The 15,031-nt window shown below is 36.9% G+C and carries 11 protein-coding genes and 1 pseudogene; 6 read left to right on the top strand and 6 right to left on the bottom strand.

Annotated features, from left to right (window positions below; all coding sequences use genetic code 11):
* Window positions 1-35: 35 nt before the first annotated feature.
* Window positions 36-924, bottom strand: a pseudogene (locus C9E89_RS13200) (DMT family transporter).
* A 676-nt stretch (window positions 925-1,600) separates the two neighbouring features.
* Between C9E89_RS13200 and C9E89_RS13205 the strand changes: the two are divergent.
* The gene (locus C9E89_RS13205) at window positions 1,601-3,046 is read left to right on the top strand and encodes an OmpP1/FadL family transporter (protein WP_107008807.1); all 1,446 of its coding nucleotides are present in this window, start codon (window positions 1,601-1,603) and stop codon (window positions 3,044-3,046) included.
* A gap of 178 nt (window positions 3,047-3,224) precedes the next feature.
* On the top strand, window positions 3,225-5,315 hold the full coding sequence (gene ppk1 / locus C9E89_RS13210; protein ID WP_107008808.1) for a polyphosphate kinase 1: 2,091 nt from the start codon (window positions 3,225-3,227) through the stop codon (window positions 5,313-5,315).
* 33 nt (window positions 5,316-5,348) lie between these two features.
* Here ppk1 and mobR read toward each other — a convergent pair whose 3' ends face one another.
* Window positions 5,349-7,019 carry a phenol degradation transcriptional regulator MobR gene (gene mobR / locus C9E89_RS13215; RefSeq protein WP_107008809.1) on the bottom strand — a complete coding sequence of 557 codons (1,671 nt, stop codon included), beginning with the start codon at window positions 7,017-7,019 and terminating at the stop codon, window positions 5,349-5,351.
* A gap of 143 nt (window positions 7,020-7,162) precedes the next feature.
* On the opposite strand from mobR, the gene C9E89_RS13220 reads away from it, so the two are divergent.
* The 4 genes from C9E89_RS13220 to C9E89_RS13235 all read left to right on the top strand — a co-directional run bounded on the left by C9E89_RS13220 (window position 7,163) and on the right by C9E89_RS13235 (window position 10,716).
* Complete coding sequence (locus C9E89_RS13220) at window positions 7,163-7,582, top strand: hypothetical protein (protein ID WP_107008810.1); 420 nt, start codon at window positions 7,163-7,165, stop codon at window positions 7,580-7,582.
* Between the two features lie 67 nt (window positions 7,583-7,649).
* On the top strand, window positions 7,650-8,114 hold the full coding sequence (locus tag C9E89_RS13225; RefSeq protein ID WP_107008811.1) for a MarR family winged helix-turn-helix transcriptional regulator: 465 nt from the start codon (window positions 7,650-7,652) through the stop codon (window positions 8,112-8,114).
* A gap of 276 nt (window positions 8,115-8,390) precedes the next feature.
* Window positions 8,391-9,464, top strand: coding sequence for a nitrilase-related carbon-nitrogen hydrolase (locus C9E89_RS13230; protein WP_107008812.1), 1,074 nt, complete (start codon window positions 8,391-8,393; stop codon window positions 9,462-9,464).
* A gap of 229 nt (window positions 9,465-9,693) precedes the next feature.
* Entirely contained in the window at window positions 9,694-10,716 is a 1,023-nt protein-coding gene (locus C9E89_RS13235; protein ID WP_107008813.1) for an AraC family transcriptional regulator, read from the top strand.
* Window positions 10,717-10,796: 80 nt separating this feature from the next.
* Here C9E89_RS13235 and C9E89_RS13240 read toward each other — a convergent pair whose 3' ends face one another.
* From C9E89_RS13240 to C9E89_RS13255, 4 genes are all read right to left on the bottom strand, one after another.
* Window positions 10,797-11,324, bottom strand: a complete 528-nt coding sequence (locus tag C9E89_RS13240) for a flavin reductase family protein (RefSeq protein ID WP_107008814.1) — start codon at window positions 11,322-11,324, stop codon at window positions 10,797-10,799.
* A gap of 12 nt (window positions 11,325-11,336) precedes the next feature.
* Window positions 11,337-12,575, bottom strand: coding sequence for a styrene monooxygenase/indole monooxygenase family protein (locus C9E89_RS13245; protein WP_107008815.1), 1,239 nt, complete (start codon window positions 12,573-12,575; stop codon window positions 11,337-11,339).
* An 89-nt stretch (window positions 12,576-12,664) separates the two neighbouring features.
* Complete coding sequence (locus tag C9E89_RS13250; RefSeq protein WP_107008816.1) at window positions 12,665-13,450, bottom strand: SDR family oxidoreductase; 786 nt, start codon at window positions 13,448-13,450, stop codon at window positions 12,665-12,667.
* Between the two features lie 12 nt (window positions 13,451-13,462).
* Window positions 13,463-14,713: a dienelactone hydrolase family protein gene (locus C9E89_RS13255; protein ID WP_107008817.1), complete on the bottom strand. Its 1,251-nt coding sequence runs from the start codon at window positions 14,711-14,713 to the stop codon at window positions 13,463-13,465.
* Window positions 14,714-15,031: the final 318 nt, after the last annotated feature.

A 15,031-nucleotide genomic window follows, 5' to 3' on the forward strand; every position in this document is an offset into this window, starting at 1 on the left:
ACATATAATACTTAGGCTATTTACCATTCATAAAATCAAGCCCAGATAACTAAAATTGCTGCAATCACCACTAAAACCAACCCTAAATGCTCTGTTCTTGCTAATTTTTCTTTAAAGAAAAATAATGAAATCAATAAACTAAATAAAATTTCAATTTGACCTAGCGTTTTTACAATTGCAACAGATTGCATACTCATTGCCGTAAACCAACCCAAAGAAGCCAAAAAGCTGCATACACTCACTTTAAAAGTCAGCCCTTTTTGCTGCCACATTGCCAATAAAGTTTTAGGGCGAAAAACTGCTAAAACAAACAGCATTGTTAAACATTGAAAAGTAATAATACTCAACAAAACCCATGCAGCACGATACATATAAGATAAATTTGTCAGCTCTAAACTCGCCTCACGTACCAACAATGAAGTAATGGCGAAACATAATCCACTTCCTATTCCAATCAACAAAGTTTGTAAAGAAAGTGGTTGTTTTTGACTGCCCTGACTCAATAAAAAAACAGCGACACCGCCTAAAGCGACTCCAATCCAGCCCAAAAATGTTAACCGTTCACTTAAAAACATCACCGCAATCATGGCAGCTAAAATGGCTTCGCTTTTGGCTAATCCCACGCCAATTGCATAATTTTTTTGTTTAAAAAGCTTGTACCATTAAAGCTGTTGCTGCAATCTGGCTCGTTCCTGCGATCACAATATATAGCCAATATCTTGGGGTAAATACAACATGTGTTGATTCAATTTGATACCGAGATAATAGAGATACATATAAAATTGCAAATGGAAAACCAAAAATAAATCGCGCTAAAGTTACGCCATAAACATCAACAGTTAAGCTGAGTTGTTTTTGAAATGCATTACGCCATGCCTGCATAAATGCAGCCATTAAAGTAAAAAAAATCCAAATTGAAGACATGTAAATGTGGTTGGTCAAAATCAGTTTATCAAATATACACCTGATCTTATTGAAATCCTTATTTTTGAATATTTTATCTACTTTCTTTTTATAACTTTGACTAAATTTAAAATTTATACCATTTAATTAAAGTTAGATAATATAAATTATGGGTTTGCACAGACACAACATACTTTGAAAAATTTAAATTGCTTTGTGTAGTCAATACCTCACTTTTCAAGGATGAAAAGTGACAAAAATCCTTTGTTGAGCACAAGGTAAGTCCCTGTACCTGTGCTCAACGGCGACATCCATGTCGCCTCACGATAACATCACCACGTTTAAATCAATTTATGCAGAAAAGCAAAAGCGACTAAGTTATATAAATTTAATTTAACAGATTGATATTAATTCCAGACTTTGTTTTTTTAAAACATATCACTTTCAATAAAAATAGAATAATTACTCTACTATTTTTCGAACATTTGGTTATTTTTATGTGATTTTATTCAAGGAATACAACTTATTGATTCAGTATTCATTTATCTAAAAATCGAAGAATAAAACAACATTTTCTTATTTTATGAGAATTGTTCAATATATTTCATTATGTTACAACGCCTGCTGATTTTAGAGTAATTAATCTGTTTTTTAGATTTTACTCCTCTGTAATGATAATGTCTTGGATGAAAAATACATGCGTATGCAACCTAAGTTGATCACTATTGCAATCTCGCTCATCAGTGTAGGTTCTATAACACAAACATTTGCGCAAGGTTATGCTGTAAATGAACAAAGTATTTCTGCAATGGGCTCAGCTTATGCAGGACGTGGGGCAAATGTCCAAGATGCCTCTATTCTTTATGGCAACCCTGCTGGGATTACACAATTAGAACATGCTGAAATCAGCCAAAATCTTACTTTTGTAAAAGCCTATTCTGATCTTAAAAATACACAAGGTTCAGGCTTAGCCAGTCAAGGAAGCAATGATGGCGACTTTGTACCTGAAGTGATTTTAGGTTCAAGCTATGCCTCTGTTCCACTCAATCATTTAATTGATGGTTTATCGGCAGGTCTCGGTATTTACGTTCCTTTTGGGATTTCGAGTAATTATGAAACCAACTTCCAAGGTTCTGTTTTTGGCGATAAAACCAAAGTTAAAGTGGTGACTATTCAACCTACTATTGCTTATGAAATTAACCCTAAAATTTCTGTAGGTCTTGGTGCGACCATCAACCGTATGGACGGTGAAATTAACCAAAGCTTAACAGGTCAAACAGACCGTACAGGTTTAAAAGGTGAGGATTTTGCAGGAGGTTATAATCTCGGACTATTATTACATCCCACTGAAAAAACGCATGTTGGTTTAACATATCATTCAAAAGTTGAATATAAATTAAAAGATACAGCTTATCTTAAAGGGCTAAACCCAATGGCTTTGTTGGCAAATCCACAAGCAGCAGCGTTGTTGGCACAAAAAGGGATTGACCTTGCTGCATTACCGCCATTAAATGCTTTAAATATGACATCACAAGATGCATCTTTAAAAGTAACAACACCTGAAAGTGCTGAGTTATCAGTTTCTTATCAAGTTACACCAAACTTAAACCTACTAGGTAGCGCGACTTGGACACGTTGGAGTCGCTTAGGTACACTCAGCCCAGAAACAGGTTTTAGTGCCGATTTATTATTAGCACAAAATGCACAATTGGCTGGATTATTGGGGCAAATGCTTGCTTCTGGCAAACTGAGTCCTGAAGAAATCAATCAAATCAAAAAAATGGTCGATGCTCAACTGGCAGGCAACCATGATGAAGTGTTAAAGTTTAAAGATAATTGGATGTTCAATGTGGGGGCTGAATATCGTGTTAATCCGCATTGGAAAGTTCGTGCAGGTTATGCCTACGACCAAAGCCCTGTAGATACTGAGCATCGTACAGTACGTCTTCCTTTAGGCAATCGTAATATTGTCAGCTTAGGCGCAAACTATCAAGCAACAGAAAATACTTCAATTGATGCAGGTTATATGTATATTTTCGAAAATACAGCACGTGTTCATCAAGAAAAAAGTAACGCAAACTATTCTGCTGAATATAAAAATACGGCTCATACCGTTGGTTTACAGTTAAATCATCGTTTTTAAGTCAGCACAATGATAAAAAATCATACAGATATTTTCCTTTGAATATGTCTGTATGATGCTCAAGTTTGATCTTCTGTTAAACCTTGAAAAAAAATAAATTTTTATTCAGGAGAGAATGTAACATAACTGTCATATATAAATCTTAGTATGCCATGCAAGCTTACACAGACCTTTAAAAATGACGAAGATCATGCCTGATTTAGAAAATTTTCAACACAGTTCAGATACTTATATTAATCGTGAAATTTCTCTTTTAGAATTCCACAAACGTGTACTCGCTCAAGCAAACGATCAAAATCATCCTTTATTAGAGCGATTAAACTTTTTGATTATCTTTTCAAGAAACTTAGATGAATTTTTTGAAATCCGTGTAGCAGGTCTAATTAAACAATTAGATATGAACACCATTACCACCTCTCCTGATGGTATTCCCAATGAAGTGATTATTCAGCAGATTTCTGAACTTGCTCACCAAGCCCTAGAAGAACAATATAAAATATTAAATGATGATCTTTTGCCACAATTGCAAAATTTTGGCATACGTTATATTCAATTTGCAGATATTTTAGAAAAACATAAAGATTGGATTAAAGACTACTTTTTCAAACAAGTTCAACCTGTAGTTACCCCGATTAGTCTTGACCCTGCGCATCCTTTTCCTCGATTAGTCAATAAAAGTCTGAACTTTATCGTGACACTTGAAGGCAAAGATGCTTTTGGGCGACATATTGAACTGGCGATTGTCCCTGCTCCCCGCTCTCTACCACGACTGGTGAGACTTCCAGCAGAACTCACTGATGGCGAAGAACATTACATTTTGCTTTCTGCGATTATTCAACAACATATCAGTGATTTATTTCCGGGCATGGTGGCAACAGGTTGCTATCAATTCCGTGTCACTCGTAATGCAGATTTAACACTTGCTGAAGATATAGATGACTTAGCCGTAGCCTTAAAAGATGAATTATCTTCTCGACGTTTTGGACGTGCAGTACGTTTAGAGGTGACAAAAAACTGCCCAAAACCGATTAGCCATTATTTACTGGAACAGTTCGATTTAGACCCAATGCATTTATATCAAGTCGATGGTCCTGTAAATTTAGCGCGTCTGGTGGCGAATTTTGATATTCCTGCCTTACGTTTTAAACCTTTTCAACCTGTTATTCCTAAAGTAGTGCGTAATACCGCACAAATATTTGAAGTCTTAAGTAAACGTGATGTTTTATTGCATCATCCATTTGACTCTTTTACACCTGTCATTAGTTTATTAAAAGAAGCAGCCAAAGATCCCAATGTTCTCGCTATTAAACAAACGTTGTATCGTAGCGGACCAGACTCGGAAATTGTCCAAGTTTTAGCAGAAGCAGCCAGAAATGGCAAAGAAGTCACTGCAATCATTGAATTACGCGCTCGCTTCGATGAAGAGTCAAATATCATCGTCGCCAATATTTTACAAGAAGCTGGTGCTGTTGTCGTTTATGGAATCGTTGGCTATAAAACACATGCTAAAATGATTTTAATTGTGCGTCGTGAAGCAGATAAGTTGAAACGCTATGTACATTTAGGCACAGGAAATTATCATGCAGGTAATGCCAAAATGTATACAGATTATGGCTTAATGACGACTGATTTAGATATTTGTGAAGATGTTCATAAAATTTTCCAAGAGCTTACAGGCATGGGACGTATGGCAAAATCACAAAAGTTATTTCATGCGCCATTTACCTTACATGCACAGTTGTTAAATTTAATTGATCAAGAAATTCAGCATGCTCAAGCAGGTCTTTCAGCGCATATTATTATTAAAGTCAATGCCCTAACAGAACCAAAACTCATTGCTGCCTTATATAAAGCCTCACAAGCAGGTGTAAAAGTAGACTTACTTATTCGCTCTATTTGCTGTCTAAGACCAAAAGTTGCAGGATTATCAGACAATATTACGGTTCGCTCTATCGTGGGACGTTTTTTAGAACATACTCGTGTGTATTATTTTCAAAATAATGATGATGCGAAGCTTTATTGTTCAAGTGCTGACTGGATGGGACGTAATTTATTTTCTCGTGTGGAAACCTGTTTCCCGATTGAAGCGCCTAAACTGCGTAAGCAAATCATTGAAGATGGATTACTGAACTATCTTAAAGACAATGTTCGGGCTTGGGAGCTTGCAGCCAATGGGCAGTGGACAGCACTGCAAGCAGCAGAACATGAAACACCATTTATTGCACAGCAATACTTAATGGAACAGCGTGTTATAAAGACCATTGCTTGATGTTATATGAAAGTTTTATTTTAAGGTGCGCTTTTAAGATACCATTTTCTTTAAACGATAATCTAAAGTTGCACGGCTAATGCCTAATACTCGTGCAGCTTCTGAGACATTTTGTTTGCACTTATTCATCGCGGTCATAATAATTTCTTGTTCATATTGATCCAGAGAAAAACCATCTGCCAACAAGTCATCTAAACGATTTACAACAGTTTTTTGCTTGTGTTCCTGCTCATCAAGCTGTGGAAATAAGCTACTCAGTTTAATGTCTTGTTGATGGTCTGTCAGGAGAGTTGCTCGTTCCAGTAAATTTTCTAATTCTCGGATATTTCCCGGCCAATCATATTTCATCACAAAGCTATAAGCCTTATCAGACAAGCCTTTTAAGGTTTTTCCATATAAATTTTCAAAACGCTTGATAAAATATTCGACCAATAAAGGAATATCTTCACGACGTTCCCGTAGCGCAGGAATACGCACTGGAAAAATATTTAAACGATAATATAAATCTGCTCGGAAACGCCCATCCTTAACAGCTTGTTCTAGATCTTCATTCGTAGCTCCCACAATTCTGACATCTACTTTTCGGGTTTGCTGATCACCAACACGTTCAAATTCACCTTCTTGTAACATTCGTAATAGTGCAGCTTGCGCACGAGGAGATAGTTCAATCACTTCATCAAGGAAAATCGTACCGCCATGCGCACGCTCAAATTTACCCATTCGAGTTTGTGATGCACCTGTAAATGCTCCTTTTTCTACACCAAATAATTCAGCTTCAATTAAATCGGGTGGAATACAAGCACAGTTCACAGCAACAAAAGGTTCATTTCGACGCTGACTGCCATCATGTACGCCACGTGCAAAAGCTTCTTTACCGACTCCTGTTTCACCTTGCAATAAAATTGCAACTTTACTTCCTGCTGCTTTTTTTAATAAATCACAAACCTTGCGGTAGGCTGCTGATTCACCCACTGCTTTAAACATGGTGTAATCAGACTCTGCATCCGTATAAATATTTTTCTTAAGTTTATTCAGCTCAGCCTGTAAAGCAATTAATTCATCTGATACAGGATCAGGTGACATAAAGCGGATGAGTTCCTCTGAATTTTCCCATTCTGCTAATGGCTTACCAATAATTCGACAGCACTCATCTCCTTGAGCAACACAATGCGTTTCTTGATAAATAATCGTTTGCCCCATGACAAAACTTGTATAGCCGCAAGCATAACCTAACAGCATCCAACATGATGGCTCTTCAGCCATGCCAAACTCACTTAAATGTACCTCCGCTTCAAATGAGTTTTGCCAGTTAAAATCGGCATAAAATTGCTTTAAATCATGACTTAAATTCAGTTCATTGACTTCCACATGCACCATGCCTCGTATGCCATGCATTTGTGGACCTGCCATAAAAGCTTCTATTTCATTTAAATTTGGACGTAATTTAGAGGTAACTTCAGCATCACGCATACCTGCTTGATAGCCACAACGAATAAAAAAATGTTTTGTGCGCTCCCAACCCAACATTTCATATAAGTCTTTGCGTAAATATCCCATCATACTGGTATGCATCAGCAACATACGGTTTTCATCGAACCAAATTTGCCCATGCTCAGTATCAAAATGGATTTTTTCGAGTAGATCTTGAATTTCTTTACTCTGTTCAAAATATTGTTTATAAGATTTTTCATCTTTTGTTCGCATGGCATCCCATTCCTTGGTCAATGTCCATATATAATGATACTGGTTTTAGTGTATAAAACTGTATGACCTTAGAAGCATATCAGTATACCTTTTGAGTATTTACTCACATATTGATTTAAATTTTCAAAATATAAGGCAGAAAAATGAATTTATTTTTAGATTGTGAGTTTAATGGTTTCGGTGGTGAACTGATTTCCATGGCATTGGTGGACGAACACGGACTATTTTTCTATGAAGTTTTAGAATGCCCCACACCTGTAGAATGGGTCAAGCAAAATGTTTTGCCTATTACTCAAAAAGCCCCTGTTTCTTATTCAGTTTTTCAGCAGCGCTTACATGATTATTTATTACAATATGAACAGATCAATATCATTGCAGACTGGCCAGAAGACCTTGCTCTTTTTAGCCGTAGTCTTATTTTAGCTGCGGGTCGTTGTATGATCACACCACCATTGACCATGCAATTATGGCTAGAACAACGAACAACTGCGGTTTTATCTGAACAGCCTCATTATGCTTTAGCGGATGCGAAAGCCTTACAACAATCCTATCTAAGTCTATAAAAAGATGATTTAAGATAGCTTTATATTTTTATATGATTATTTTTTAAAGAGAAAGCACTTTAGCACTATGGTAAAACAATTTCACCAAGCAACAGATATGTTTAGCCCTGAACAGGGTTATCTCGGTTTTTTACTCAGACAAGCGGCTCATGCCTACCATCTCAAAATGGAAAAAGTCTTATTAGAATATGCCATTACTCCGCCCCAATTTACGATTTTAAAAATTGTTTCTGTTTACCCAAGTTGTTCAAATGCAGACATTGCTCGTTATGCATCGTTAACACCACAAACCGTTAACTTAATGATCAATAAATTGGAAAAAATGGATTTGGTCACCAAAAATGCCCATCCACATAATAAAAAAGTTCAATGTATTGAAATCACAGACAATGCTTCAAAAGTTTTGTTGGATGCTACCGAAGCCATTGAACAGCTAGAAGACAAACTTGAGCAAGACTTTTCTGAACAAGAAATAGCAACTTTACGTAAATGGCTTGCTTATATTCCAAACATTGAAACACCGTCACCATAGTCAACTCATCATCATTTTTAAGGTGATGATTGTTTTACTTTTTTAAATTTGCCTAAAACTCCTGATCTCTTGACAAAGACAGGGGTTTTTTAGCTTTTTAAAATATCAAATTTTATTTGCTCTCTCATTTTCATCATTTTTCTGCCAGATGATCATTTTTTGGATTTTCCTCAGATAATATTTGAAATATTATCAGCATACTGATAACTTAAATAGGCAAGCTGATGACAATGCTTTGTCAGTCTTTTCACTTTTATTTTAAAAAGGATATTTATTATGGTTAAACCTTATGGAGTTGTTGGTTTAGTTCCAACCATTTGGGGAATTAAAAGTCGTGCTGACATTATGAAAAATATTTCTCATTTAGAGGAACTGACCGCAGGAGCATTATGGTTAAGTTCCCTAGATTTGCCTGTAAGACTATTAGTACTACCTGAAGGTGCTTTACAAGGATTTAACGATGAAGCACTTGATACACCCATTGCAGATTTTCTTGCAGATGGTGCGATAGAAATTCCGGGTCCTGAAACTGACCGTTTAGGTGAACTCGCAAAACGCCATAATGTTTTTATTATGGCGCAAGCAAAAGTCAAAGATCCAGACTGGTCAGGCATTATGTTTAATGTGGGTTTTATTATTAATCCACAAGGTGAGATTATTCTAAAACATCACAAAATGTCTGCTCTACTGCCTTGTGAACGTTCAGCTTCTCCTCATGACTTATTTGATGCTTGGGTAGAAAAATACGGTTATAACTTACAATCGTTTTGGCCTGTGGTCGATACTGAAATTGGTCGCTTAGGTATTATGATGGCAATGGAAGGTAACTTCCCTGAAAATGGTCGTGGGCTTGCCATGAATGGTGCTGAAGTGGTTTATCGCGCTTCTCTACCGACACCTTTTACCCAAAATGATATTTTCGAAATTTCGAATCGCGCACGTGCTCTTGAAAATAATATGTATGTTGTTGCACCGAATATTGGCGGAATGTATTTAGATGAAAATACTTTAGCACCTATTGATTGTGGCGGCGGATTATCACAAGTTATTGATTATAAAGGTCGAATCGTTGGAAAACAAAGTGATACTAATGGCTCAACTTATGTTTCAGGTGTGATTGACATTGAAGCTTTACGTTATCATCGTACGCATTCTCAAGTGTCAAACTGGATGAAAGATATTCGTTCTGAATGTGCTCAATTAATTTATCAAAACAATATTTATCCTAAAAATTTGTACCTTGATGGTGTACAAAGCAACCATGCAACGTATAAAGAGCAAGTGCTTGAGCCACAAATTCAAAAAATGATTGATTTGGGTATTTGGAAAAAAAGTAGTTATGATCTCTAAGTTTTGACTGACAAAACCTACATCATAATGACTCGAAGTGCTATCCATTCAATAGCACTTCTTCATGTGATTATTTTATCTAAATTCACTTGATTTTTCTGACTAATTCAGTCAACTTCTTATTTATTCATGTTTTACCCTATTCATTTGTACAAAAATATCGAGGTTTTGGCAGGAGCTATATCTTTATATTTTAATAAAATAATGTACTTAGCTAAAGGAATCAGCTATGTCTACACCTACTCAGACTGAACATTCAGCATTTGTATCGCCATTTTCGAATACCTTGTTTTCACAACAATCACTTATTTTTAAAAACTCAGATCTTGCTGAAACTCAACACAATGTCGCACATGTACTTAAACCTCATCGTTTAAAAGCCTGTTCGTCTTCATCGACACTTTCTTCAATGCACCATATTCGTTGTGGTCATTTATCAGTGAGCCGTTTGGAATATGGTCTAGACGTTTATATTGAACCCGACTGTTTAACAGATTTTTATCTCATTCAAATTCCTTGTGAAGGTTATGCTGAAATTGAATTTCAACAACAAAAATTTATTTCCTATTCACAAATTGCTGCGCTTTTATCTCCAGATATGCCTTTAAGAATGAAATGGAAAGCGCGCGCCCCACAAATGATTTTAAAAATCAGTAAAGATCGCTTATTGCTACATTGCCAACAACATTTAGCAAATTTTAATTTAACTCATCCTATTTTTGATCCAAAACTCGACTTTTCACAGGTCAGTGGGCAATATTTTCTGCAACTATTCCAACAACTTTTACAGGCAATTCATACAGATCATCATCCATTGAAACATCCTTTAGCTTTACAACAATTTGAAGCAAATATTTATAATGCTTTACTTTATGGTCAAACACACAGTTATCAAGCTCAATTATCGCAGACCCAACAACGACAGATTTCACCGCATTTTATTAAAAGCACTCAAGACTATATTCATGCTCATTTACATGAAAATTTAACAATTGAAATCTTGGCACAACACGCAGGTATTAGTGTTCGTAGTTTATTTTTGGGTTTTCAAAAGTATCTCAATATGACACCTATGCAATATCTAAAAGAGTTACGTTTTAAACAAGTTCATGAGGAACTCATTCAAGGAAGTCAAGCAATTACTGAAGTTGCACTGAAATGGGGATTTACGCATTTAGGACGTTTCTCCCAAGAATATAAAAAACGTTATGGCTATAGCCCATCAGAAACTAAAGTTAAATTTTTGCGTTAATCATTTGAGTTTTCTATTTTTTATAGATAAAAAAAGGAACTGATTGATCAGCTCCTTTATGGCATTTTAAACATTCATTATCATGAGTTTGGATGCTGTGCGGCTATGCGATATTTTCCAGCATGAAAAACCAATGGATCACCATCATTTTGCTGATAATGCTCAATTTCTCCAATAAAAATCAGATGATCTCCACCTTCATATTGGTTGACATTTCGACAGACTAAAGTAGCCAAACTATCTTGTAATATCGGTAAACCCAGATCACACATCTGATGATCAATATTGGCAAATTTATCTTCAGCACCACGCGCAAAATGCCCAGAAACCTCATGCTGATGATGACCTAACACATGTATCGCAAAATGTGGTGCAGCAACAAAATCGGGTAAACTCGGTGCAGTTTTAGACAAACTCCATAAAATTAAAGGTGGCTCTAAAGATAAAGATGAAAATGAATTTGCGGTCATACCAATTTTACGTCCATCTTGTCCTGTGGTCGTAATGACCGTGACACCCGTCGCAAATTGCCCTAACAAATTACGAATGTGGCGTGGTTCATTGACATTAATTGCAGCTAAACCTAAAGATGATACTGAATGATTCATAGCCATACTCCTTTATGCCACACGATTTAAATCAGTGCCTTGTAAAAACTGCTGACTTGCTTCTGCATCAAACCACCACGGAGAAAACCCTCGTGGATCATCAAAGTTGTTAGCAATTTGTGCAGCAATGTGTTGGTTTTGAGAAGCTGCGACCAAAGCATCTATCATTTGTGGTTCAGGTGGACGTAGCATACTATTGGTCCAGTCCACAACATACTGTGCATAATCCCAATAACGATCAAAGGTTTGCTGCATCCATGCTTCATCAAATGCTTGGTCAGCATGCGCTAAAATCGCATCATAATAAACCTTGCAACATTTGGCTGCATTGTTTGAACCTTGACCAGTAATAGGATCATTGACCACTAAAGCATCTGCCATACCAAAGACTTTTTTACCTGATGCCAAAGTTAAAACAGGATGACGTACTGTCGGAGTAAAACGCCCTGCAATATAACCACCATCATCTGTTAATTCGACATTTTGGCAACGGTCAGCCTCCCATGGTATATATTTTTCTAAAATTTCTAAGCTTTTTGCCAAATGTTGTTCTGGTGTTTTAACCTCTTGCCAACAATCCATTGGACCATTTGGAATCCCTTCAAAGACCATGATTTCACATGGTCCACTGGTTGTGAGTGCAGGAAAACAGAAATATTCACCAACGTTAGGAATCAGGTTAAAAGCGACACGTGAATAAGGTGACATTGGACGCATGCCTTTAACATAAGTCAAAGCTAATGCACGTTGTGGTTGTTGAAATGGGCTACGTGTATCATCACGACCAAATTGATTGACAATTTCGCCCTTACCCGCTGCCAATAAAACAAGCTCATATTGTTCAGCGAGTTGTTCTAATTCAGCTAAACCTACATCTTGAATCACTAACTTTCCGCCACGACGCTCAAACTCACCCATCCATTCTGGCATTTTGACACGCTGATCCACAGATTGAGCATAGCGTTGTAAACGTGCGCTCCAACTAAAAACTTTCTCTTTTTTCTCTGGTTCTACCAACGTGACACTGATCCCTTCTACTGCAGGGCATTGCTCTTCCCACTGATTTAGACCTAAATCACGTTCGGTTTGTAATGCATTATGAAACATACATTGACTCGACATGACTTTGCCATGTTTAACCTGCTCAGCAGTACGGTTGGTATACATACTAACCTCATAGCCTTTATCTAAAAGCCCTAAACCAAGTTGTAAACCTGCCTGACCTGCACCTACGATTGCTATTTTGCGCATTTGATATTTCCTTATTCAATCCATGAAATTTTTGTTTTGGGTAAAATTAAGCTGTATTTACCTAAAAGCTGTCGTTATCTAAAAAATGATTAATCTGCTAAACGTGGAATTGCGGGTTGATTTTGCTCTGGTCCCATCACGCTATAACCACCATCTACAGCATAATCTGCCCCTGTCACAAAACTCGCAGCTTGAGAACTTAAGAACAGCACCACATTTGCCACTTCTTCAGGGTGACCTAAACGCCCTAAAAGATGATAATCTGCCGCCACACGATCTGCTTTTGCTCGGTCTTGTCCACTCACTTCCGCAATTACACGTGACCATGTCCAACCTGGTGAAACTGAATTGACTCGGATGCCATCGGCTGCAAAATCCATTGCCATACTTTTGGTTAATGCTTGCATTGCAGCTTTAGATACGGGATATAACCAGCGACCTGTTTGTGCACATTGCGCTGAAATAGAGGTAAAATTAACAATTGAACCTTGTGTTGCTTTTAAGTCCGTATACACAGCACGAGTTAACTCTACAGCTGAAACTAAATTAATATCTAAAGCCTTGAGCCAATCTTGACGACTCGACTGAAATCCGTCATCTAAATATGTACATGCTAAATTGACTAAAACATGAACTTGCCCAAACTTTTGCTGAACTTGGGAAATTGCATCCTTAAGTTGCGTATCATGGGTTAAATCTGTTTCAATAAATAAAGCTTGGTCTGTATAAGCATCTGCAATTTTTTGCCCTGCTGGATCTATATCTAAAATCGCAACATTTGCACCTGCTTGTATAAAGGCATCAACCACAGCTTGACCAATCAGCGTTGCACCACCACTCACAATGACTGTTTTTTCTTTAAATTCAATCTTCATTACCAACTCCTATTAAGCGACTGATTTCTTTTCACTTGATGACCAAGATGGCATTAAGGTATTTGAAGGCAAAGATTCATCTATCAATTTTTGTGCGGTTTCTACACCTGCAACAGGTAGACCTTGTGGATTGAGAACACCTAACTGAACAAGCACACTTGCTTGATCCCAATAAATATGTTCATGACACAGTTTTGGACCACGGAATTTGATTACACCTAACATTGGGATTTGTACTTTTTTACCTGTAGGTGCAATCCCCGGAATCAGCCAATCAATTTCTTCATCATGGGTAAAACTCATAATGAACTCGTCTACAACTTGGGTTGCTCCCACTGTACGAGAAATTGGAATCAGACTCATATCTTTAGGGTTTTGATGAACAAAATGATGCTGATAAAAACGTGACAGTTGCTTATAACCAACACCGCCCGTCATGGTTGGGATATGATTCACATAAGGCTCAGCCACCATGGTTGCCATGGTTGCAGGGACATCTCGTGTATCAAACTCATGGCGAATGTGTTCCTCCCACAGAGCTGCTAAATCATAATCAGGACCGATGGTTTTACGTAATGCAGCGACTGTTCTTTCATGAGCAATTTGTGCGGCAGTTTTATCAAAATGTTCACTTCTTGGACGAGCAAAAGCATGATCTACCTGCGGATAAACATAGACTTCTGTACCTTTGATCTGCGCTAAACCCTGTTGAATGTCTTGGCGAATATTTTCAGGACAGAATTGATCCAGTTCCGCCATATGTAATAACAATTTGCCTTGGATATTTTGACTTTCAGCAAGTGATTTTTCGATCCCAACACCATAATACGCTACAGAACACGCCAGATTTGGAATACGACACGCTGCTAAATATGCCAATTTTCCACCTAAGCAAAAGCCAACCACCGCTTGCTGTGCTTGATCATCACATACATCTAGACTTTTTAAAAAAGCCAAACTTTCTTCAATATCTTGTACACCTAAATCTTCATCAAATTGTTGATACAACTCAAATGCACGTTGAAAATCTTCAGCACCATAACCTAACTCTGTTTCAGGTGCGATTCGCCAATATAAATCTGGTACTAAAACGCTATAACCTTCTTCTGCAAGTAAGTCTGCCTTGTCACGCATAGCTTGATTAACGCCAAAAATTTCTTGGCACAGCACAACACCCGGACCTTTACCATCTACAGAAGTTGCTAAGTAAGCTTTGTATTGGTTCCCTGTTGCAGTTGTCACTTGAATATACTTTCCTGACATTTCCTTCATCCTTGCTTGTTGTTTTCCACATCATGCAAAGATTCCAAACAATCAGATAGGACAAGAACTGCAATCACTATCCAAAAATTGCAGCTTTTATTTTTTTGAAAATTTATCTTATTTTTAAGCGATTGCGATATTTATTCAAACCATTTTCAGAATTTCATCAAATCATTAAAATTCAGCAAAATTCATTTCATTAAATCATGAATTCATCTTGATCAAAATACTCAAGTTTATTCAATATAATTTTAAGCTATTGAAATATATAACAATATAAAAGTTGGCACAGTTCTTGAAATGTATAGAGCAAATGCA

This window comes from Acinetobacter sichuanensis, assembly GCF_003024515.2.
GTDB lineage: Bacteria > Pseudomonadota > Gammaproteobacteria > Pseudomonadales > Moraxellaceae > Acinetobacter > Acinetobacter sichuanensis.

Bases quoted from the DNA above. Each gene is read 5' to 3' on its own strand.
- C9E89_RS13225 (WP_107008811.1), top strand. From the start codon at position 7,650: ATGGTAAAACAATTTCACCAAGCAACAGATATGTTTAGCCCTGAACAG.
- C9E89_RS13230 (WP_107008812.1), top strand. From the start codon at position 8,391: ATGGTTAAACCTTATGGAGTTGTTGGTTTAGTTCCAACCATTTGGGGA.
- C9E89_RS13250 (WP_107008816.1), bottom strand. From the start codon at position 13,450: ATGAAGATTGAATTTAAAGAAAAAACAGTCATTGTGAGTGGTGGTGCA.
- C9E89_RS13240 (WP_107008814.1), bottom strand. From the start codon at position 11,324: ATGAATCATTCAGTATCATCTTTAGGTTTAGCTGCAATTAATGTCAAT.
- C9E89_RS13255 (WP_107008817.1), bottom strand. From the start codon at position 14,713: ATGTCAGGAAAGTATATTCAAGTGACAACTGCAACAGGGAACCAATAC.
- mobR (WP_107008809.1), bottom strand. From the start codon at position 7,019: ATGCGAACAAAAGATGAAAAATCTTATAAACAATATTTTGAACAGAGT.
- ppk1 (WP_107008808.1), top strand. From the start codon at position 3,225: ATGACGAAGATCATGCCTGATTTAGAAAATTTTCAACACAGTTCAGAT.
- C9E89_RS13245 (WP_107008815.1), bottom strand. From the start codon at position 12,575: ATGCGCAAAATAGCAATCGTAGGTGCAGGTCAGGCAGGTTTACAACTT.
- C9E89_RS13220 (WP_107008810.1), top strand. From the start codon at position 7,163: ATGAATTTATTTTTAGATTGTGAGTTTAATGGTTTCGGTGGTGAACTG.
- C9E89_RS13205 (WP_107008807.1), top strand. From the start codon at position 1,601: ATGCGTATGCAACCTAAGTTGATCACTATTGCAATCTCGCTCATCAGT.
- C9E89_RS13235 (WP_107008813.1), top strand. From the start codon at position 9,694: ATGTCTACACCTACTCAGACTGAACATTCAGCATTTGTATCGCCATTT.